The sequence below is a fragment of the Micromonospora desertarenae genome (genome assembly GCF_056150265.1).
In genome coordinates, this window is record NZ_JAXCFQ010000008.1 from 224,838 (window position 1) to 243,771 (window position 18,934).

Sequence of the window (18,934 nt, forward strand, 5' to 3'; positions counted from 1 at the left end):
CTCAGATCCCTCCGACGAAGCGGCCGGGCGCGAACCGGGCGTCCGGGTCGAACTGCGCCTTGACCCGGTGCATCAGTTCCAGTCCACCGACCGGCCCCCACAGGTCGACCCGGTCGCGCACCGCCGCCGGCGCGGTCAGCACCACGGCGTGCCCGCCGGCGGCCGCCGTCGCGGCGCGCAGGTCCGCGACGATCCGGGCCACCGCGTCGGGCCGGGCGGCGCCGGGCAGGCCGGCGTAGAGGACGCCGGTGCCCGCCGAACCGCTGACCCGCACGGGAATTCCGTGCCGCCGCCCCGCCGCCCGAGCGGCCGTGAGCAGTCCCGGGACGCCGGAGAGCGCGGCGGTCAGCTTCAGCCCGACGTCGCCCATCCGCCACGGGTAGGCCGGCCACCACGGCGGCGGGGTGTCCGAGGCGGTCGCGGCGGCGCCGAGCAGGCGCCGGGTCGCGGCGACCCGCTCGCGGACGCCGGACGGTGTGCCCTCGATCAGCACCGCGACCTCGACGCCGCCGTCGGGCGGGGCGTGCACCTCCAGCGCGCTGGGCACGAGTTGCGCGCCGAGCACGGCGGCGACCAGCCGACCGGCCTCCGCCTCGCCGTCCACCGGCCGACGCACGTACCCGCCCGCGGCCGGCAGCGGGTGCAGCCGGAAGGCGCACTCGGTGATCAGGCCGAGCGTGCCGTACGAGCCGGTGAAGAGCTTGCCGAGGTCGTAGCCGGCGACGTTCTTCACCACCTTGCCGCCGGCGTGGGCCACCACCCCGTCCGGCCGCACCACGGTGATGCCGATCAGCAGGTCCCGGACGGTGCCGTAGCGCATCCGGCGCGGCCCGCTGGTGTTCACCGCCACCGCGCCGCCGACCGTCGCGCCCGCGCCGCCGGGCAGCGCCGGCGCGTCCAGGGCCAGTTGCTGTCCCGCCGGGGCCAACCGGGCCGGCAGGTCCGCCAGTCGGGTGCCGGCCCGCACGACGACGATCAGGTCGCCGGCGGCGTGCTCGACCACCCCGGTGAGCCGCCCGGTGTCGACGACCAGGTCCAGCCGGCGGGGCGGGTTCGCCCAGTCCTGCTTGGTCAGGCCACCGGCGACGACGACGGCGAGGCCGTGCGCGGCCGCCACCCGCAGGACGGCGGCGGCGGCCTCGGTGGAGCCGGGCGCGGCCCGGTAGCGGGCCGGCACCCCGGCCACCGCGTCGCCGGCGCCGGCCGGGCGGACGGCGTCGGCGTCGCCGGCCGCGTCGCGGAGGGCGGCCAGCACGTCGCCGGACATCAGAACAGCTCCGCCAGGCCGGCCTCCTGCGCCGGGTGGGCGCCCCGGCGCCGGCCGGGCACCTCACCGCAGAGCCGGGGTGTCGGGAAGACCTTGCCCGGGTTGGCCAGCCCGCGCGGGTCGAAGGCGCACCGCAGCAGCTGCATGGTGTCGAGGTCGTCGTCGGTGAACATGCGCGGCATGAAGGTCACCTTGTCCATGCCGACGCCGTGCTCACCGGTGATCGAGCCGCCGTGCTCGACGCAGAGCTCGAGGATCGCCCCGGAGACCTCCTCGGCCTGCTCGGCCTGGCCGGCCACGCCGTCGTCGAAGAGGACCAGCGGGTGCAGGTTGCCGTCCCCGGCGTGGAAGACGTTGGCCACCCGGACGCCGCGCCGGGCGGCGAGCTCGGCGATGCGGCGCAGCACCTCGGGCAGCGCGGTGCGCGGGATGACGCCGTCCTGGACGATGTAGTCGGGGCTGATCCGGCCGACCGCGGCGAACGCCGACTTGCGCCCCTTCCAGATCAGCGCCCGCTCGGCGTCGTCCGCGGCGACCCGGATCTCCCCGGCGCCGTTGTCCCGGCAGAGCCGCTCGACCTCGGCGAACTGGGCGTCCACCTCGGCCGCCGGACCGTCCAGCTCGACGATCAGCACCGCGCCCGCGCCGGCCGGGTAGCCGCAGCGCACCGCCGACTCGGCGGCGGAGATGGCGAGCGCGTCCATCATCTCGATCGCCGCCGGCACCACCCCGGCCGCGATGACGGCCGAGGTCGCCGCCCCCGCCTCGTCGGTGGACGGGAAGGCGGCCAGCAGCGTACGGACCGACTCGGGCAGCCGGACCAGCCGCACGGTGACCTCGGTGGCGATGCCGAGCGTCCCCTCGGAGCCGACGAACGCGCCGAGCAGGTCGTAGCCGGGCGGGTCCGGGGCGCGACCGCCGAGGCGTACCAGGTCCCCGTCCGGAGTGACCACCTCCAGTCCGGTGACGTGGTTGGTGGTGAACCCGTACTTCAGGCAGTGCGCGCCGCCGGAGTTCTCCGCCACGTTGCCGCCGATCGAGCAGATCTGCTGGCTGGACGGGTCGGGGGCGTAGTAGTAGCCGTACGGGGTGGCCGCCCGGGTGACCTGGAGGTTGATCACGCCGGGCTCGACCACGGCCCGCTCGTCGGCCGGGGCGACCTCCCGGATGGCGCGCAGCCGCGAGGTGACCACGAGCACCCCGTCGGCGTGCGGCAGTGCCCCGCCGGACAGGCCGGTGCCGGAGCCCCGGGCGACGAACGGCACCCCGGCGTCCACGCAGGCCCGGACGGTCGCCGCGCACTCGGCGGCGGTGCCCGGCAGGGCGACCAGAGCGGGGATCACCTTGTACTGGGCGAGCCCGTCGCACTCGTAGGTGCGCAGCTCCTGCCGGTCGGTGATCACGTGCTCGGCGCCGAGGACCGCCCGCAGGGTCGCGGCGAGGGTGCCGATGTCCGTCGTGGTCATCGCCGGCCTCCCGTCGCGGTCGCTGGTGGTCAGGGCATCCGCTCGTACGCGGGCAGGGTCAGGAAGTCCACGAAGTCGTCGGCGACGGCGACCGCCATGAACAGCGACCGCGCCTCGGCGTAGTCGGCCGGGTCGCCCGGCAGCTTCGCCAGTTCCTCGTCGGCGAGCCGCTCGACCAGGTCCCGGTCGACCTTCTCACCGGTGTCGTCGAGGGTGACGCCGTTGTGCAGCCACTGCCACACCTGCGAGCGGGAGATCTCGGCGGTCGCGGCGTCCTCCATCAGGTTGAAGATGGCCACCGCCCCGGTGCCGCGCAGCCAGCTCGCCAGGTACTGGATGCCGACGCTGATGTCGTTGCGCAGCCCGGCCTCGGTCCGTTGGCCGGGCGTGCCGCGCACGTCGAGCAGCTGGGCGGCGGTGACCCGTACCTCGTCGCGGGTCCGGTCGAGCTGGTGGGGCCGGTCGCCGAGCACGCGGTCGAACACCTCGCGGCAGACCGGCACCAGGTCGGGGTGGGCCACCCAGGAGCCGTCGAAGCCGTCGCCCGCCTCCCGGGTCTTGTCCTCGCGGACCTTCGCCAGCGCGGTCTCGTTGACCTGCGGGTCGCGGCGGCTGGGGATGAAGGCGGCCATCCCGCCGATCGCGTGCGCGCCGCGCCGGTGGCAGGTCCGCACCAGCAGTTCGGTGTACGCGCGCATGAACGGCGCGGTCATGGTCACCGCGTTGCGGTCGGGCAGCAGGAAGTCCCGTCCCCGGGTGCGGAACTTCTTGATGACGCTGAACATGAAGTCCCACCGGCCCGCGTTGAGGCCGGCGGAGTGCTCGCGCAGCTCGTGGAGGATCTCCTCCATCTCGAACGCCGCCGGGTAGGTCTCGATGAGCACTGTCGCCCGGATGGTGCCGCGCGGGATGCCCAACCGCTCCTGGGCGAGCAGGAACACGTCGTTCCAGAGCCGCGCCTCCAGGTGGCTCTCCAGTTTGGGCAGGTAGAAGTACGGCCCGGAGCCGCGGTCGAGCTGCCGGGCGGCGCAGTGGAAGAAGTACAGGCCGAAGTCGACAAGGCTGCCCGAGGTGCGTTCGCCGTCGACCAGGATGTGCTTCTCGGTCAGGTGCCAGCCGCGGGGCCGGACCACGATGGTCGCCAGCTCGCCGTCGCGCAGGGCGTAGCGGCGGCCGTCCGGGGCGGTGTAGGAGAGCGTCCGGTCGATCGCGTCGCGCAGGTTGAGCTGGCCGCCGATCACGTTCTCCCACAGTGGCGTGTTGGCGTCCTCCTGGTCGGCGAGCCAGACCTTCGCGCCCGAGTTGAGGGCGTTGATGGTCATCTTCGCGTCGGTCGGCCCGGTGATCTCCACCCGGCGGTCGACCAGGCCGGGCGCGGGCGGAGCCACCCGCCACTCGCCGTCACGGACGTGCCGGGTCTCGGGCAGGAAGTCCAGCAACTCACCGGCGGCCAGCGCCGCCTCGCGTTCGGCGCGCCGGGCGAGCAGCTCCCGCCGTCGGGCGTCGAAGGCGCGGTGCAGCTCGGCGAGGAAGGCGAGGGCCTGCGGGGTGAGGATCTCCGGGAACCGGTCGTGCCGGGGGCCGGCCAGTTCGACGCCGTCGGGCATACCCATGACGCGCTCCTCACCGTCGAGGGCAGATGCAGTCGGATCGATCGACGGGATGCTGGCGTCGACTCTAGTGCCGAGGTGGGCGGATCGCGAGGGTCGCCGGCCGTCCCTGCCCGATCAGATCTTCCACAGCGCTACCCGGTCCCGCCCGATCCACCCGTCGCTACGCTGCGGGGTGGGCGGGCGACAGCCGCTGGCACCGGGCGCCGGGATCAGGGGGTGTGGTGCGGCGCGGAAGGCTCGGGGCTGAACGGCCACTCCTCGAAGGCCAGGCACCGGCCGTCCGCGGTGAACGTGAGGATCCACAGATCGCGGAACACCTGGGGGCGAGGGCCGCCGTATCGCACTTCCAGCCGTACGACCGCCTGCGGGTCGTCGACGGCGATGATCTGGAAGTCCATCTCGAACTCCTCGCCCGGCCCGGCGCGTTCGGCGTCCCACAGCCTGCGGATGGCGTCGAGACCCCGATGCGGCTCCTGGAACGGCGACATCTGGTAGGTGGCGTCGCTGGTGAAGAGCAGGTCGAGCTGGTCGGTTCCCGCCGTCCGCCAGGCGGATTCATAGGCCCGGATCCAGGCTGCTACGCCAGACCTGTCGGTCATCGCGGGCTTCCCTTCTGGCGGCGGCGCCGGGGTGGACCGCTGCGGGACCAGTGTCGCAGCGTCGGGACACGAGACGGAGGAAAAGGCGATCGCCGACCCGGTTTCGGGACGGTCGACGACCCCGCCTGGCGACCACGCGGTAAGCCTGACTAAAGTCAGGTATATGGACTCCCCGCTCATCGCCGCGGTGCGGCGGTTCAACCGGACGGTCACCCAGCGGGTCGGCGCGCTCGACGACGAGTACATGGCCCGCGGCCGCCCGCTGGCGCAGGCCCGGCTGCTCTGGGAGATCGGCCCCGGCGGCGCCGAGGTCGCCGCGCTGCGGGTCCGGCTCGGGCTGGACTCCGGGTACCTCAGCCGGCTGCTGCGCACCCTGGAGAGCGACGGGCTGGTCACCGTCGGGCCCGCCGAGCAGGCCGGCGACCAGCGGGTCCGCACGGCCGTGCTGACCGCCGCCGGCCGGGCCGAGTGGGCCGAACTCGACAAGCGCTCCGACGAGCTGGCCTGGTCGATCCTCGCGCCGCTGACCGAGGCGCGCCGGGAACGGCTGGTCGCCGCGATGGCCGAGGTCGAGCGGCTGCTGGTCGCCTCGATGGTGGTGATCGAGCCGTGCCCGCCGGGCGACCCGCGGGCCCGGGCCTGCGTGCGGGCGTACGCCCGGGACGTCGGGCGCCGGTTCGACGACGGGTTCGACCCGGCGCTGAGCAACCCGGTGCGCGACGAGGAACTGGTCCCGCCCGCCGGCGTGTTCCTGCTCGCCACCCTCAACGCCGAGCCGGTCGGCTGCGGCGCGGTGAAGCTGCACCCGGGCGCGCCCGCCGAGATCAAGCGGGTCTGGGTGTCGGACACCGTGCGCGGGCTCGGCATCGGCCGGCGGATGCTGGGCGAGCTGGAGCGCTACGCCGCCGAGCGGGGCTGGACCACCGTCCGGCTGGACACCAACCGCAACCTCACCGAGGCGATCACGATGTACCGCGCCGCCGGCTACCGGGAGGTCGAGCCCTACAACACCGAGCCCTACGCGCACCACTGGTTCGCCAAGGACCTGGCCCCGGTGGGACCGTGACCCCGGTCAGCACCGCCACCAGCAGGGCGGGAAGCGCAGGATCCGGTCGTCGCCGGGAGCCGGGGTGCCCCGCCCGTCGCGGTTGCTGGTGGTGACCCAGAGCGAGCCGTCCGGCGCGACGACGACCGTACGCAGCCGGCCGTAGCTGCCGACGAGTTCCGCGGTGGGCGTGCCGGCGCCGCCCGCGGCGTCGAGCGGCACGACCCACAGCCGGGTGCCGCGCAGTGCCGCCACGTAGAGCCGCCCGCCCGCGATCGCCGCCCCGCTGGGCGACGCCTCGGCGGGCCGCCACGTCACGATCGGGTCGCGGAAGCGTGGGTCGCCGGCCACCCCCTCCACCACCGGCCAGCCGTAGTTGCCGCCGGGCACCACCCGGTTGACCTCGTCCCAGCTGCTGGCGCCGAACTCGGTCGCGTAGAGCCGGCCTCGCCAGTCCCAGGCCAGGCCCTGCACGTTGCGGTGGCCGAGGCTGTAGACCGGCGAACCCGGGACCGGGTTGTCCCACGGCACGCCACCGTCGGGCCGCAGCCGCAGGATCTTCCCGTTGCGGCTGCGCGGGTCCTGCGCGGTGGCCGGCTGGGCGGCGTCCCCGACGCCCGCGTAGAGCATCCCGTCCGGGCCGAAGGCGATGCGCCCGCCGTCGTGCGAGCTGGCCCGGGCCAGCCCGCTGAGGATCGGCTGCTGGACGTTCGGCGCGGCCAGCCGGAAGCGGACTATCCGGTTGTCCACGGCGGAGGTGAAGTACGCGTAGACGTAACCGTCGGCGCGGTAGCGCGGCGAGACGGCCAGCCCGAGCAGCCCGGACTCGCCGACCGCCGAGACGCCGGCGATCCGCGCCACCTGCCGGGGTGCCAGACCCCGCCCCACCCGCAGGACCCGCCCGCTGTTCCGCTCGCCGACCAGGGCGCTGCCGTCGGGCAGGAAGGCCAGCCCCCACGGCGCTTCCAGGCCGCCGGCGACCACCGACGGCCGGGTGAAGTCGTACCCCCACCAACCGGACGCCGGGCCGCTCGCGGGCCGGTGCGCGGTGACCGGCGCGGGCGCCCCGGCCACGCCGAGGCAACCGGCGAGGGCGATGGTGGCGACAACGCTGCGTCTTCTCATGCCGGCCCCCTCGGGCTCTCGCGACACACGCCGGGCGACACCGGCGCCGCCCGCCGGTCGAGCGTGGACGGGCGCTCCCCCAGCCTGCGGCGCCCGCCGTCTCGACGGCGTCACCGCGACCACACGGGCCGCCGCCGGGCGGAGACGCCGCCCGGTCGATCGCACCCGGCGGGTACGGTCGACCGCCCGGGTTGCCGTGCCGCCCGCGCCCCGGCCCGGTGGCGAGCGGTGTTCATGCTGGAATGGTGATTCGCTTCGTGCTCAACGTGCTGTGGCTCGTCTTCGGCGGCGGCCTGGTCCTCGCGATCGGCTACGGCATCGCCGCCCTGATCTGCTTCGTCCTCGTCGTCACCATCCCGTTCGGGGTGGCGTCGCTGCGCCTGGCCGGGTACTCGTTGTGGCCCTTCGGCCGCACCGTGGTGCCCAAGCCGGGTGCGGGTGTCGCGTCCGGCCTGGCCAACGTGCTCTGGGTGGTGCTGGCGGGCTGGTGGCTGGCGCTGTCCCACCTGGTCGCCGGCGTCGCGCTCTGCGTCACGATCATCGGCATCCCGTTCGGGGTGGCCAACTTCAAGCTCGTCCCGGCGGCGTTCTGGCCGCTCGGGCGGGACGTCGTCGACGCACCGTAGGCCCGCGGCCGCCCGGCACCGGGCGTGCGGGCAGCTCAGCCGTCGACCGGCTCCGCCCGGTACCGCTCGATCCAGTCCCGGTTGAGCCGGTCGGCCTGGCGCCGGTGCCGGGCCACGATGGCGCCGTCCCCGGCCGGCGGCTCCAGGCCGAGGAAGTCCAGCACACCGCGGGTGGCGGCCACCGTGTCCTGGTCGAGGTCCTCGTACCGCACCCGGTACGGCCGGATCCCCCGGGCCGCGAACCACGCCTCCCAGGCCGCGTTGTGCTCCTCGATCACCTGGAGGTAATGCCGGATCCCGGCGGCGTCGAAGCGGGGTGCCCGGCCGGTGCCGGCGTTTCCGCTGATCTCCCCGTTGCCGCCGACGAACCAGGCGCCGGTCTGCTCGGCCCGCAGCCAGGAGACCGCCTGGGCCAGCACGTCGTCGCGGCGCAGGAAGACGAAGCGGGTACGACCGAACGCCCGGTCGAGCAGCGCGGTGTCGGCACCGGACAGGTCGGGGTGGACGGTCGCGAGGCGGGCGACCAGCTCCTCCACCGCTCCCCACATGAGCTTCGCACCGAACACCCCGTTGCCGGTCCGGCCCTCGGCCAGCGCGGCACGCAGGTAGTCCGCGTAGTCGACGCGGCCGTCGGCGGCGCGGGGCAGCCGCCACCGGTCGGCCCAGAGCGGCTCGTCCGGCGCCCGGAAGTACGCCTGCGGGTGGCCGGCGACCCCGGTGGACTCCAGCAGCCCGAGCAGCAGCGAGCTGCCGGTACGCGGGGTGGCGCAGACGAAGTACGAGTCGACCCGGTCCGCTGGCATGGGCACACCCAAGCGCACCGCCGGTGCGCGGCGCAACCGAGTTGGCTCAGCCCGGCCGGCCGGACCGGGACCGCCGCGACCAGGCCAGGACGAGCAGGCCCACCACCAGCAGACCCAGCCCGACCGCCCCGGCCGCCACCATCGGCCGGACCCCGCCGGCCTGATCGCCGGCGACCCGGTCGGCCCGCGCGGGTGCGGTCGGCACGGGGGTGGTCGGGGCACTGGTCGGCCCGGTGGTCGGGGCGGTGGGTGACCCGGTGGACGGGCCGGCCGCCGGGTAGCGCAGGATGCTCGGCCGCGTACCCGGCGGCTGGTCGGCGGTCTCGGAGACGGTGAGCAGAAAGCGCCCGTCCCGGCTGTAGGTGATCGACTCACCCTGCGGCTCGTCGGGCAACGGGGTGACCCGCGGCGTCCCGCCGGTCAGCGCGGCGATCACGTCGCCGCCGGTGACGTCGAACTCGAACGCGTCGGCGTAGGTGCGCAGCACGACGCGCTCCCCGCCCGGTGCGGTGGCGGCACCGGTGACCGCCGTCCGGCCGAGCACCGAGAACGGGTTGCTCGTCGTGGTGGCCGGCAGCCGGACCTGTCCCACCTCGGCCAGGGGCACCGTCGCGCCCGGCCGCAGGGCGGCGCTCGGCGCGTAGAGCACGCCGGAGTACTTGGACACGATCACCGGTCGGCCGTCGCCGGTCAGCAGCATCGCCTCGGCGTCGTGCGGACGGTCCGGATAGGCCATCCGGTACAGCACCGGCCGGGCCGCTCCCGGGGCGAGCTTCCAGACCGCGACCGTCTGCCGGGACCGGTCGTTGTCGCCGATGTCGGCGACCCACACCGTGCCGTCCGCGCCGACGGCGAGATCCTCGGTGTCCCGCGGCCGCGACGGGTAGGACACGGTCCGGGTCACCGCGCAGTCCGCGGCCAGGAAGAAGATCCGGCGGCGGGCCGCGTCGTCGGCGCCGTCGTTGACCACGACGTACCCGTCGTCCGTGGCGGCCATCCCGGAGATCTCGGTCAGCCGGTCGTCGCGGATCCGGCACACCGGGGCTCCCGGCGCGGGCGTCGGAGCGGCCACCGCGCCGCTCGGCGCCGGCAGGGCGAGGACCGCGGCCACGGCCGCGCCGGCCGACAGTCGCCGGGCCGTCGGGTCACGTCGTCGCATCACCGGCAATCCTTCCATCACCGGTCCAGCCGGCCGGGTCCGACCGGTCGCGCGTCGGGTTCGGGCCGACCGCGGGAGCCGGTCACCGCCGCCGGGCGGGTCGCGGCGACCGCCGCACCGATCGGCGGCCACATCCCGCCAGCAGCCATGGGAGCGTTCCCACAGTGGGGGAAAGTATCGACACGACTAAATGCGCCTCGGCATCCTGGGGCCCGATCGGTTCCCTCGAACGGAGGTGTCGGAATGCGTCCTGAGCAGATCGTCGGACCGGCGGTGTCCCTCTTCCGCGCGGTCATCGGGCTGCTGTTCCTCTGTCACGGTCTGGCCTCGCTCTTCGGTGTCCTCGGTGGCAACCGGGGCACCGGCGAGGCGATCCCGCTGGGCCAGTGGCCGGGCTGGTGGGCCGCGCTGATCCAGGGGGTCTGCGGCGGGCTGGTGCTCCTCGGCCTGTTCACCCGGCCGGCCGCGATCCTGGCGTCCGGCTCCATGGCGTACGCGTACTTCATGGTGCACCAGCCGGACGCCCTGCTGCCGCTGCGCAACGGCGGTGAGCTGGCCGTGCTGTTCTGCTGGTCGTTCCTGCTCATCGCGGTGCTCGGCCCCGGCGCGTGGGCGCTCGACCCGCTGCTGCGGGCCCGCCGCGCCAGCCGGACGCCGGTGCCCGCCCAGTGAGCGGGCGAGCGCCGGAGGTGACCCGGGGGCGCGGCGGGGGTCAGTGCCCGAGCACCCCGGCCAGCCAGCGCAGCTGGCGGCGCACCTGCACCGCCGCCCCGCCCTCGTGCTGGTTGAACGGGTAGACGTGCAGCTCCCGCTCCGGTGGCGCGGGCCGCCCGGTGCCGGCGCCGTACTGGTTGTAGGCGGCGAACCCGGTGCTCGGCGGGCAGACCTGGTCGCGGAGGCCGATCCCGAAGTGCGCGGGCGCGCAGGCCCGGCGGGCGAAGGCGACCCCGTCGACGTAGGAGAGGGTCCGGCGGACCGGCTCCTCCGCCTCCCGGTTGGCCGCCAGGTACTGGGCGATCTCGCCGTACGGCGAGGCGTCGGTGATCTCGATGGCCCGCTGGATGTGGCAGAGGAACGGCGCGGTGGTGACCAGCGCGGCGAGATCGGCCACGAGCCCGGCCACGGCGAGGGCGAGGCCGCCGCCCTGGCTGTTCCCGGCCGCGACGACCCGGCTGGCGTCGACGCCCGGCAGCGCGCGGACCGCCTGCACGGCGCGCACCGCGTCGGTGATGAGTCGCCGGTAGTGGTAGCTCTGCGGCGTCAGGATGCCCCAGGTCACCGGCCAGGGGCCGCCGGGCGCGCCGGCGCCCGGGTCGGCGGTGTCGCCGCCGCCGTACCGGCCGGACTGGCCCCGGGAGTCCATCAGCAGGTGCGCGTAACCGGCCACCGGCCAGGTCAGGCGCTCGTGCGGCAGGCCACGGCCGCGCCCGTAGCCGACGTACTCCACCACCGTGGGCAGGGGCCCGTCGGTGCCGGCCGGACGGGTGTACCAGGCCCGGACCGGGTCGCCGCCGAAGCCGGCGAAGGTGACGTCCCAGGAGTCGACCAGCCGCAGGTCGGTCGGCTCGGGCCGGACGTCGAGCAGCACCGGCCGGGCGGCCTCCGCCGCCAGCGTGCCGCGCCAGAACTCGTCGAAGTCGTCCGGCTCGGCCACCACCGGCGCGTACCGCCGGAGTTGGTCGAGGGGAAGGTCGAACAGGGCCATGGCTCCTCGCGGGTCGGTTCGGCGGGGTGGGTTCAGCGCCGTCCGGCGCGGCGGGTCAGCGGGAGTGGGCGGGTGGCGCGGTGGTCTCCCGCACCACCAGCTCGGTGACCAGGTCGATCCGGCTCGTCGGCGGGTCCACGCCGCGCGCCAGGTCGAGCAGCATCTGGGTGGCGGTGCCGGCCATGTCGCCGAGCGGCTGGTTGACAGTGGTCAGGGCCGGTCCGATCCAGGCCGCCACCGGCAGGTTGTCGTACCCGATCACCGACAGGTCCCCGGGCACGTCCAGGCCGAGCTGGCGTCCGGCCCGGAGCACCCCCATCGCCTGCATGTCCGAGCCGGCGAAGATCGCCGTGGGGCGGTCCGGCCGGGACAGCAGTTCCAGCCCGTGCGTGTAGCCGGCGTCCACGTAGAAGCTGCCGAACCGGACCAGCTCGGGGTCGATCGGCAGGCCGGCCTCGTCGTGCGCGGACCGGAAGCCCGCGGCCCGGGCCCGGCTGCACAGCACGTCCTCGGGCCCGGAGATGATCCCGATCCGGCGGTGACCCAGCTCCAGCAGGTGGCGGGTGGCGAGCAGGCCGCCGTTCCAGTTGTTCGAGCCGACGGTGGGCACCGAGGCGGAGGTCGCGCTGTCGGTGTCCACGACGACGAACGGGACCGACCGCCTCCGCAGCTGCTGGTGCTGCGACTCGGACAGGTGGCAGAGCACGAACAGCATGCCCAGCGGCGGGTGCGCGAGCACCTCGTCCAGCCACTGCTGGGACGGGCGGTGGCGCCCGCCGAGCTGGGACAGGAGCACGCCGACCTCCGCGGCGGCGGCCACCGACTCGACCCCACGGATGATCTCCATCGCCCACTCGTTGGCGAACTCGTGGAACACCAGGTGGATCTGGCGGGAGCGGGCCGACTCCCGGCGCGACCGGCGGCGGTACCGGTGCCGGTCGAGGCTGGCTTCGACGCGCGCCCTGGTCTCGGCGGCGACGTCCGAGCGTCCGTTGAGGACCTTCGAGACGGTCGCCACGGAGACGCCGACCTCTTCCGCGATGGTCGCGATGGTGGCGGGGCCGGGTGCGCGCGCCGGGCGGGACGGTGTCATGGAACCTCATCCGCGACGTCCGAAATTTTCGGCGAACCCTAGCACAGCGGACCGCCGGCCACGAGGCCGGCGAATCGATCGTCAGCCATCTCCCTGGTCACGGGCGTCGATGGCTGGTCGGCGGCCCAAAGCGTGGGAGCGGCATCTTCACCACCCTTGACACACCCGGAGTGGGCCCCTAGGTTTCCGCAGCAAGTACCGGGAGGTTACCGAAACTTTCGAAGTTGGCCATCACACCGCACGTTCCGGAGCCGGATGCGGCGGCGTCTGGTCGACGTGAAGGGGTGTGCATGACGAAGCAGTCGCCCGCCGACCGACCACCACCCGGCCCGGGCGCCGTCCGTCCACCCCGGCCGGACCGGGCACGGCACCGTCCGGCCACGGTCCCCCCGCTCGCCGCCTAGGAGACCGCCGATGAGCACCCCCGGAACGCTGCATCCGCCACCGCCGGCACCCGATCTGCCCGCGACCGGGACGGCCCCGGCGCCCCGCCGCCGCAAGCGCCGCCGCACCTGGCGTCAGGCGGTACGCCGGGACTGGCAGCTCTACTCGCTGGCGGTACTGCCGTTGCTGTTCTTCCTGATCTTCCGCTACCTGCCGATGCTCGGGAACGTGATCGCCTTCCGCCGGTTCGAGCCGGGCGGGAGCATCTTCGGCGAGCGCTGGGTCGGGCTGCGGTACGTGCGGATGTTCCTCAACGACCCGTCGTTCTGGGAGGCGTTCACCAACACCCTGGTGCTGGGCGCGCTGACCCTGCTGTTCTGCTTCCCGCTGCCGATCGTGCTGGCGTTGCTGCTCAACGAGATCCGCACCCGCAAGCTGAAGCAGTTCGTGCAGTCCGTGTCGTACCTGCCGCACTTCCTGTCGATCGTGATCGTGGCGGCGATGGTGATGCAGCTGGTCTCCGTCGACGGGACGGTGAACCAGCTCGTCCAGGCCGCCGGCGGCGAGCCGGTGCCGTTCCTGCAACGGCCGGAGTGGTTCCGGACGATCTACGTCTCCTCGGAGGTCTGGCAGACCGTCGGCTGGGGCACCATCCTCTACCTCGCCGCGCTGACCACCGTGGACGACAACCTCTACGAGGCGGCCCGGATCGACGGCGCGAACCGGTGGCGCCAGACCTGGCACGTGACGCTGCCCGGCATCCGCCCGACGATGGTCACGCTGCTGATCCTCAACATCGGCACCTTCATGGCGGTCGGGTTCGAGAAGATCCTGCTGCTGTACAACCCGCTGACGTACCCGACCGCCGACGTCATCTCCACGTACCTGTTCCGGATGGGCTTCGGGTCCAGCAACTTCAGCTACGCGGCCGCGATCGGGCTGTTCGAGGCCGTGATCGGGCTGACCCTGGTGCTGTCGGCGAACCTGATCGCCCGCCGCACGGTGGGAACGAGCCTGTGGTGACCACCGGGACCGGACAAGCCCCGCCGCGGCCGCGCCCACGGCCCCGTCGCTCCCGGGTCAGCCGGGGCTACCGGGTGTTCCAGGCGGTCAACGCCGTGATCCTGACCGGCGTCGTGGTGGTGACGTTGTACCCGTTCGTCAACATCGTGGCCCGCTCGCTCAGCGACGAGGCGTACATCATCGCCGGCCAGGTCAGCCTGGTGCCGCGGGGGTTCAACCTGGACACGTACCGGCTGGTCATGTCCGACTCGATGTTCTGGACGAACTACCGCAACACGGTGGTGTACACGGTGGTCGCCACGGTCATCGCGATCGTGCTGACCACCTGCTACGCGTACGTGCTGTCGAAGAAGCATCTGCGGGGCCGCTCGGCGCTGGTCGGCATCGCGGTGTTCACCATGTTCTTCTCCGGCGGGCTGATCCCCAACTACGTCCTGGTCACCAGCCTCGGGATGAAGAACACCATCTGGGCCATCGCCGTACCGAACGCCATCAACGTGTTCAACCTGCTGGTGATGAAGGCGTTCTTCGAGAGCCTGCCGGTGGAACTGGAGGAGGCGGCGGCCGTCGACGGCCTCAACACGTACGGCATCCTGCTGCGGATCGTGCTGCCGCTGTCCAAGGCGGTGGTCGCCACGATGGTGCTGTTCTACGCGGTCTCCTTCTGGAACTCGTGGTTCGCCGCGTTCCTCTACCTGGACCAGCAGGATCTCTGGCCGGTCACCGTCTACCTGCGCAACCTCATCGCCGGGGCGACCGGCGCGGAGAACGTCGGCGCCATCGCCGAGGCCGACGAGGTCCAGGCCGAGGCGACGCTCAAGGCCGTGACCATCGTGCTCACCACCCTGCCCATCCTGCTGGTCTACCCGTTCGTGCAGCGGTACTTCGTCTCCGGGGTCATGCTCGGCGCGGTCAAGGGCTAGCCACCGGTCTCCGCCATGTCCCACCCGTCCCCCACCCCACCGAAAGGATCCGCCGTGTTCCACAGATCGCGGCGCCGGCTCGCGGTAGCCGCCGCCGGCCTGCTCGCCCTCACCACCCTCGTCGCCTGCGGCGACGACTCGTCCGACGCGAACGACCTCGCGGAGAACCGGGTCGGCGCGATGGCCGACTACGGCGTCGGCGCCCAGTTCAAGGCCACCGAGCCGCTCGCCTTCTCGGTGCTCTACAACAACCACTCGAACTACCCGCTGAAGAACGAGTGGCTGTTCTGGTCGGAGCTGACCAAGCGGACCAACGTCAAGCTCGAACCGGTCGCCGTGCCGGCGAGCGACTACGAGCAGAAGCGCAGCCTGCTGATCGGCGCCGGCGACGCGCCCTTCATCATCCCGAAGACCTATCCGAACCAGGAGGACGCCTACGTCTCCTCCGGCGCCATCCTCCCGGTCAGCGACTACCTCGACCTGATGCCCAACCTCAAGGACAAGATCTCCAAGTGGAACCTCGGGCCCGAGATCGACACCCTGCGGCAGGCCGACGGCAAGTTCTACCTGCTGCCCGGGGTGCACGAGAAGCCGTGGCACGACTACTCGCTAGCGGTCCGCACCGACGTCCTCGATGAGCTCGGCCTGGCGGTGCCGAAGACCTGGGACGAGCTGTACACCGTGCTCAAGGCGATGAAGGCGAAGTACCCGGCCACCTACCCGTTCTCGGACCGGTGGAGCAAGCCGCACCCGGGCGGCAACCTGCTGAACCTGCTCGCGGTGACCCACGGGCTGGCCGGCGCCGGCTGGAACTACCAGCACGCCAGCTGGGACCCGAACGCCAGGAAGTTCCAGTACACCGCCGCCACCGAGCAGTACAAGCAGCTGCTGCAGTACCTCAACAAGCTGGTGACGGAGGGGCTGCTCGACCCGGAGAGCTTCACCCAGACCGACGACCAGGCGCGGCAGAAGCTCGCCAACGGCAAGTCGTTCGTGATCAGCGCCAACGCGCAGACCCTGGTCAACGACCACCGGCCAGACCTGGCGAAGACCATCCCGAACGCGAAGCTCGTCAAGATCCCGCTGCTGGTCGGCCCGGCGGGCGAGATCAACCCGGCCAGCCGGCTGGAGAACGGCGTGATGATCTCGAAGAAGGCGCGTGACAGCAAGAACTTCGTGGCCATGATGCAGTTCGTCGACTGGCTGTGGTACTCCGACGCGGGGCAGGAGTTCGCCCGCTGGGGCGTGGAGGGGACGACCTTCGTCAAGGACTCCGCCGGCAAGCGCACCCTGGCCGCCGACGTCAACGTGGTCGGGCTCAACCCCAAGGCGAGCAAGCACCTGCAGAAGGACTTCGGCTTCTACAACGGCGTGTTCGCCTACGGCGGCAACCCGGACCTGGTGCAGGCGTTCTTCTCCGCCGAGGAACAGGAGTTCCAGCGGGTGATGAACGCCCGGGCCCCGATCCCGGTGGCCCCGCCGTACCCGTTCACCGACGAGGAGCGGGAGCAGGCGTCGCTGTGGGAGACCCCGCTGCGCGACCACGTCACCCAGGCGTCGCTCCAGTTCATCCTCGGCCAGCGCGACCTGAGCCAGTGGGACGCCTACCTGACCGAGCTCAAGGGCAAGAACATGGACCAGTACCTGGAGATGGTCAACAAGGCGTACGACCGCTACCAGAAGGAACACAGCTGAGCTGACGAGCCGTCGGGTGGCGCCGCCACCCGCGCCACCCGACGGCCCGCGCCGGCCTCACCCGACCGGCCGCAGCCGCCCCACGACAGCACCCCGCCGCACCGAGCACTGAGGACGACGATGCGCATCTCCGTACCGGAGCACCCCTCGGGCCGGTTGACCGACGCCTGGCGCGCCTGCGTCGGCACCGGCCGGTTCGACCTGGCGCTGCGCCGCGACTACCAGGAATCCCTCGCCCTCGTGCAACGCGAGATCGGCTTCCGGCACATCCGCGGGCACGGGCTGCTCAGCGACGGCGTGGGCATCCACCGCCCGTACGAGTACCAGGGGTCGCGCCGGGTACGGCACGCGTTCACGTACGTCGACCAGGTGGTCGACGCCTACCTCGACCTCGGCGTCCGGCCGTTCGTGGAGCTGGGCTTCATGCCCACCGGTCTCGCCTCCGGCGAGCAGACAGTGTTCTGGTGGCGCGGCAACGTCACCCCGCCCCGCTCCTGGACCGAGTGGGCGCACCTGGTCCGGGCCACGGTCGGCCACCTCGTCGACCGGTACGGGCTCGACGAGGTACGCGGCTGGCCGATCGAGGTCTGGAACGAACCGAACCTGCCGGCGTTCTGGGCGGGCGCCGACCAGGACGCCTACCACCGGCTGTACGAGGTCACCGCGCACGCGGTCAAGGAGGTGGACGCCGCGCTCCAGGTCGGCGGGCCGGCCATCTCCCCCGGCGCCGACGAGTGGCTGGTGCCGTTCGCCGAGTTCGTCACCGCCCGGTCGGTGCCGGTCGACTTCGTCAGCCGGCACGCGTACACCTCCGGGCCGGCCCGGCACGTGCCCTTCGGCACCCACCAGACCCTGGCGCCGGCGGGCAGCCTGCTGGAGCAGTTCGCCAGCCCGCGGCGGCACCTGCGCGGCACCGCGCTGGCCGACCTGCCGGTGCACATCACCGAGTTCAACTCCTCCTACCGGCCGGACAACCCGATCCACGACACCGCCTTCCACGCCGCGTACCTGGCCCCGGTGGTGGCCGCCGGCGGTGACCTGGTCGACTCCTTCTCCTACTGGACGTTCAGCGACGTGTTCGAGGAGGAGGGGGTGCCGACGTCGCTGTTCCACGGCGGCTTCGGCCTGCTCACCCACCGCCAGATCAAGAAACCCACCTACCACCTGTACGCCTTCCTGGCCCGGATGGGCGACCAGGTCCTCGCCCGCGGCCCGGACCACCTGGTCACCCGCGACGCCACCGGCCGGATCACCGTGCTGGCCTGGGCGCCGGTGGACGTGACCGGCCGCGAACCGGTCCCCGACCGGCACACGGTGCGCCTGTCGGTGCCGCTGCCGGGGTCCGCGACCACCGCCTTCCTGCTGCGCTCGTCGGTCAGCGAGGAGGCGGGCAACGCCTGGCGGGCGTGGTGCGAGATGGGCCGGCCGCCGTCGCCGCGTACCCGGGAACTGGACGCCCTGCGGGCGGCGGCCGAGCCGGCCCGGCGCCACGCCAGCCTGCCGGTGGCGGCCGGCCGCGTCGCGCTCGACCTGCACCTGGACCGGCACGAGGTGACCCTGGCCGAACTCACGGCGGTGACCGACGAGACCCCGCCGTGGTGGGCCGACGACCCGCTGCTCGGCGGCCACCCCGGGACGGACCCGACATGAGCGAGCGTCAGCGAGCGAATCATCAGCACAGCGCGGAGGTGCCTCATGGCCGGCATGAGTGACGTCGTCGGGACCCAGCGCCAGTTCGGCGACGGACCGCTCTCCCGCGCCGCGGCGCTGATCTACACCCTGCTGGTGGTGGAGGTGCTGCTGCTGGTCAGCACCGCGCCGGGCCTGGTCACCCTGTTGCTGCTGGACCGGGACGTGAGCAACCTGCCGCTGGTCGCGGCCTGCGCGCTGCCGGTCGGCCCGGCCGTCTCCGCCGGGTTGTACGCGCTGCACCACCAGCGCCTCGACCTGACCGACCTGCACCCCGCCCGGGTCTTCTGGCGCGGCTACCGGGCCAACCTCGGGGTGCTGCGGATCTGGGTGCCGCTGCTGGTGTGGCTGATCGTCATCGCGGTGAACCTCGCCCACCTGTCGGCCGCGGGCCTGCCGCGCTGGTGGGCGGTGCCGCTGGTGGGCGTCGGCGCGGGCGCGGCGGTGGTCGGCGTCAACGCGCTGGTCATCACGTCGCTGTTCACGTTCCGGGTGCGGGACGTCGTCCGGCTGGCCCGGTACTTCGTGCTGCGTACCCCGGTCGTCACGCTCGGCCACGCCCTGCTGCTGGTGGCGGCGACGGCGGTGGCGCTGGCCACCTCCGAGGCGGTGCTCGCGGTGCTGGGCGCGGTGCTGGTGCTGGCGCTGCTGCGCGGCAGCGACCCGATGATCGCGGTGGTCCGGGAGGAGTTCACCGCATGAGCGGGGTCGACCTGCTG

Annotated in this window: 17 protein-coding genes; 8 read left to right on the forward strand and 9 right to left on the reverse strand. The window is 73.3% G+C overall.

The genetic code is table 11. The features are described 5' to 3' along the window. Position 1 precedes the first annotated feature (1 nt). The 4 genes from SM577_RS18825 to SM577_RS18840 form a co-directional block, all read right to left on the reverse strand. A complete protein-coding gene (locus SM577_RS18825; RefSeq protein ID WP_302922146.1) occupies positions 2-1,267 on the reverse strand; it encodes an FAD-binding oxidoreductase in 1,266 nt (421 codons plus the stop codon). After that, on the reverse strand, positions 1,267-2,733 hold the full coding sequence (locus SM577_RS18830; RefSeq protein ID WP_474580634.1) for an FAD-linked oxidase C-terminal domain-containing protein: 1,467 nt from the start codon (positions 2,731-2,733) through the stop codon (positions 1,267-1,269). The genes SM577_RS18825 and SM577_RS18830 overlap by 1 nt, the downstream gene beginning before the upstream one ends. Positions 2,734-2,762: 29 nt before the next feature. Further along, entirely contained in the window at positions 2,763-4,346 is a 1,584-nt protein-coding gene (aceB, locus tag SM577_RS18835; RefSeq protein ID WP_474580633.1) for a malate synthase A, read from the reverse strand. Between the two features lie 209 nt (positions 4,347-4,555). Continuing rightward, entirely contained in the window at positions 4,556-4,945 is a 390-nt protein-coding gene (locus SM577_RS18840; protein ID WP_302922143.1) for a YybH family protein, read from the reverse strand. Between the two features lie 163 nt (positions 4,946-5,108). Here SM577_RS18840 and SM577_RS18845 point away from each other — a divergent pair, with 163 nt between their 5' ends. Beyond that, the gene (locus SM577_RS18845; RefSeq protein ID WP_474587538.1) at positions 5,109-6,011 is read left to right on the forward strand and encodes a bifunctional helix-turn-helix transcriptional regulator/GNAT family N-acetyltransferase; all 903 of its coding nucleotides are present in this window, start codon (positions 5,109-5,111) and stop codon (positions 6,009-6,011) included. A gap of 6 nt (positions 6,012-6,017) precedes the next feature. On the opposite strand, the gene SM577_RS18850 is transcribed toward SM577_RS18845, so the two are convergent. After that, positions 6,018-7,115, reverse strand: coding sequence for a PQQ-dependent sugar dehydrogenase (locus SM577_RS18850; protein WP_302922141.1), 1,098 nt, complete (start codon positions 7,113-7,115; stop codon positions 6,018-6,020). A gap of 245 nt (positions 7,116-7,360) precedes the next feature. On the opposite strand from SM577_RS18850, the gene SM577_RS18855 reads away from it, so the two are divergent. Next, positions 7,361-7,741, forward strand: coding sequence for a YccF domain-containing protein (locus tag SM577_RS18855; RefSeq protein WP_302922332.1), 381 nt, complete (start codon positions 7,361-7,363; stop codon positions 7,739-7,741). Positions 7,742-7,776: 35 nt separating this feature from the next. On the opposite strand, the gene SM577_RS18860 is transcribed toward SM577_RS18855, so the two are convergent. Together SM577_RS18860 and SM577_RS18865 are read right to left on the reverse strand one after the other, a co-directional pair. Next, the gene (locus tag SM577_RS18860; RefSeq protein WP_474587539.1) at positions 7,777-8,544 is read right to left on the reverse strand and encodes a Stf0 family sulfotransferase; all 768 of its coding nucleotides are present in this window, start codon (positions 8,542-8,544) and stop codon (positions 7,777-7,779) included. A gap of 46 nt (positions 8,545-8,590) precedes the next feature. Further along, on the reverse strand, positions 8,591-9,703 hold the full coding sequence (locus tag SM577_RS18865) for a hypothetical protein (protein ID WP_474587575.1): 1,113 nt from the start codon (positions 9,701-9,703) through the stop codon (positions 8,591-8,593). Positions 9,704-9,946: 243 nt separating this feature from the next. On the opposite strand from SM577_RS18865, the gene SM577_RS18870 reads away from it, so the two are divergent. Further along, complete coding sequence (locus tag SM577_RS18870) at positions 9,947-10,375, forward strand: DoxX family protein (RefSeq protein ID WP_302922139.1); 429 nt, start codon at positions 9,947-9,949, stop codon at positions 10,373-10,375. 40 nt (positions 10,376-10,415) lie between these two features. On the opposite strand, the gene SM577_RS18875 is transcribed toward SM577_RS18870, so the two are convergent. Together SM577_RS18875 and SM577_RS18880 are read right to left on the reverse strand one after the other, a co-directional pair. Continuing rightward, complete coding sequence (locus tag SM577_RS18875; protein WP_474587540.1) at positions 10,416-11,408, reverse strand: acetylxylan esterase; 993 nt, start codon at positions 11,406-11,408, stop codon at positions 10,416-10,418. A 55-nt stretch (positions 11,409-11,463) separates the two neighbouring features. Beyond that, the gene (locus SM577_RS18880; RefSeq protein WP_302922137.1) at positions 11,464-12,501 is read right to left on the reverse strand and encodes a LacI family DNA-binding transcriptional regulator; all 1,038 of its coding nucleotides are present in this window, start codon (positions 12,499-12,501) and stop codon (positions 11,464-11,466) included. 414 nt (positions 12,502-12,915) lie between these two features. Here SM577_RS18880 and SM577_RS18885 point away from each other — a divergent pair, with 414 nt between their 5' ends. The 5 genes from SM577_RS18885 (at position 12,916) to SM577_RS18905 (ending at position 18,917) form a co-directional block, all read left to right on the forward strand. Further along, positions 12,916-13,908, forward strand: a complete 993-nt coding sequence (locus tag SM577_RS18885) for an ABC transporter permease (protein ID WP_302922136.1) — start codon at positions 12,916-12,918, stop codon at positions 13,906-13,908. Beyond that, positions 13,905-14,831 carry a carbohydrate ABC transporter permease gene (locus SM577_RS18890; protein WP_474587541.1) on the forward strand — a complete coding sequence of 309 codons (927 nt, stop codon included), beginning with the start codon at positions 13,905-13,907 and terminating at the stop codon, positions 14,829-14,831. The genes SM577_RS18885 and SM577_RS18890 overlap by 4 nt, the downstream gene beginning before the upstream one ends. Positions 14,832-14,885: 54 nt before the next feature. Next, positions 14,886-16,526, forward strand: a complete 1,641-nt coding sequence (locus SM577_RS18895) for an ABC transporter substrate-binding protein (RefSeq protein ID WP_474580627.1) — start codon at positions 14,886-14,888, stop codon at positions 16,524-16,526. A gap of 120 nt (positions 16,527-16,646) precedes the next feature. Further along, positions 16,647-18,176, forward strand: coding sequence for a GH39 family glycosyl hydrolase (locus SM577_RS18900; RefSeq protein WP_474587542.1), 1,530 nt, complete (start codon positions 16,647-16,649; stop codon positions 18,174-18,176). A gap of 54 nt (positions 18,177-18,230) precedes the next feature. After that, on the forward strand, positions 18,231-18,917 hold the full coding sequence (locus tag SM577_RS18905; RefSeq protein ID WP_474587543.1) for a YesL family protein: 687 nt from the start codon (positions 18,231-18,233) through the stop codon (positions 18,915-18,917). Positions 18,918-18,934 lie beyond the last annotated feature (17 nt).

Bases quoted from the DNA above. Each gene is read 5' to 3' on its own strand.
- SM577_RS18905 (WP_474587543.1), top strand. From the start codon at position 18,231: ATGAGTGACGTCGTCGGGACCCAGCGCCAGTTCGGCGACGGACCGCTC.
- SM577_RS18840 (WP_302922143.1), bottom strand. From the start codon at position 4,945: ATGACCGACAGGTCTGGCGTAGCAGCCTGGATCCGGGCCTATGAATCC.
- SM577_RS18830 (WP_474580634.1), bottom strand. From the start codon at position 2,733: ATGACCACGACGGACATCGGCACCCTCGCCGCGACCCTGCGGGCGGTC.
- SM577_RS18860 (WP_474587539.1), bottom strand. From the start codon at position 8,544: ATGCCAGCGGACCGGGTCGACTCGTACTTCGTCTGCGCCACCCCGCGT.
- SM577_RS18885 (WP_302922136.1), top strand. From the start codon at position 12,916: ATGAGCACCCCCGGAACGCTGCATCCGCCACCGCCGGCACCCGATCTG.
- SM577_RS18900 (WP_474587542.1), top strand. From the start codon at position 16,647: ATGCGCATCTCCGTACCGGAGCACCCCTCGGGCCGGTTGACCGACGCC.
- aceB (WP_474580633.1), bottom strand. From the start codon at position 4,346: ATGGGTATGCCCGACGGCGTCGAACTGGCCGGCCCCCGGCACGACCGG.
- SM577_RS18875 (WP_474587540.1), bottom strand. From the start codon at position 11,408: ATGGCCCTGTTCGACCTTCCCCTCGACCAACTCCGGCGGTACGCGCCG.
- SM577_RS18870 (WP_302922139.1), top strand. From the start codon at position 9,947: ATGCGTCCTGAGCAGATCGTCGGACCGGCGGTGTCCCTCTTCCGCGCG.
- SM577_RS18850 (WP_302922141.1), bottom strand. From the start codon at position 7,115: ATGAGAAGACGCAGCGTTGTCGCCACCATCGCCCTCGCCGGTTGCCTC.
- SM577_RS18865 (WP_474587575.1), bottom strand. From the start codon at position 9,703: ATGCGACGACGTGACCCGACGGCCCGGCGACTGTCGGCCGGCGCGGCC.
- SM577_RS18845 (WP_474587538.1), top strand. From the start codon at position 5,109: ATGGACTCCCCGCTCATCGCCGCGGTGCGGCGGTTCAACCGGACGGTC.
- SM577_RS18880 (WP_302922137.1), bottom strand. From the start codon at position 12,501: ATGACACCGTCCCGCCCGGCGCGCGCACCCGGCCCCGCCACCATCGCG.
- SM577_RS18825 (WP_302922146.1), bottom strand. From the start codon at position 1,267: ATGTCCGGCGACGTGCTGGCCGCCCTCCGCGACGCGGCCGGCGACGCC.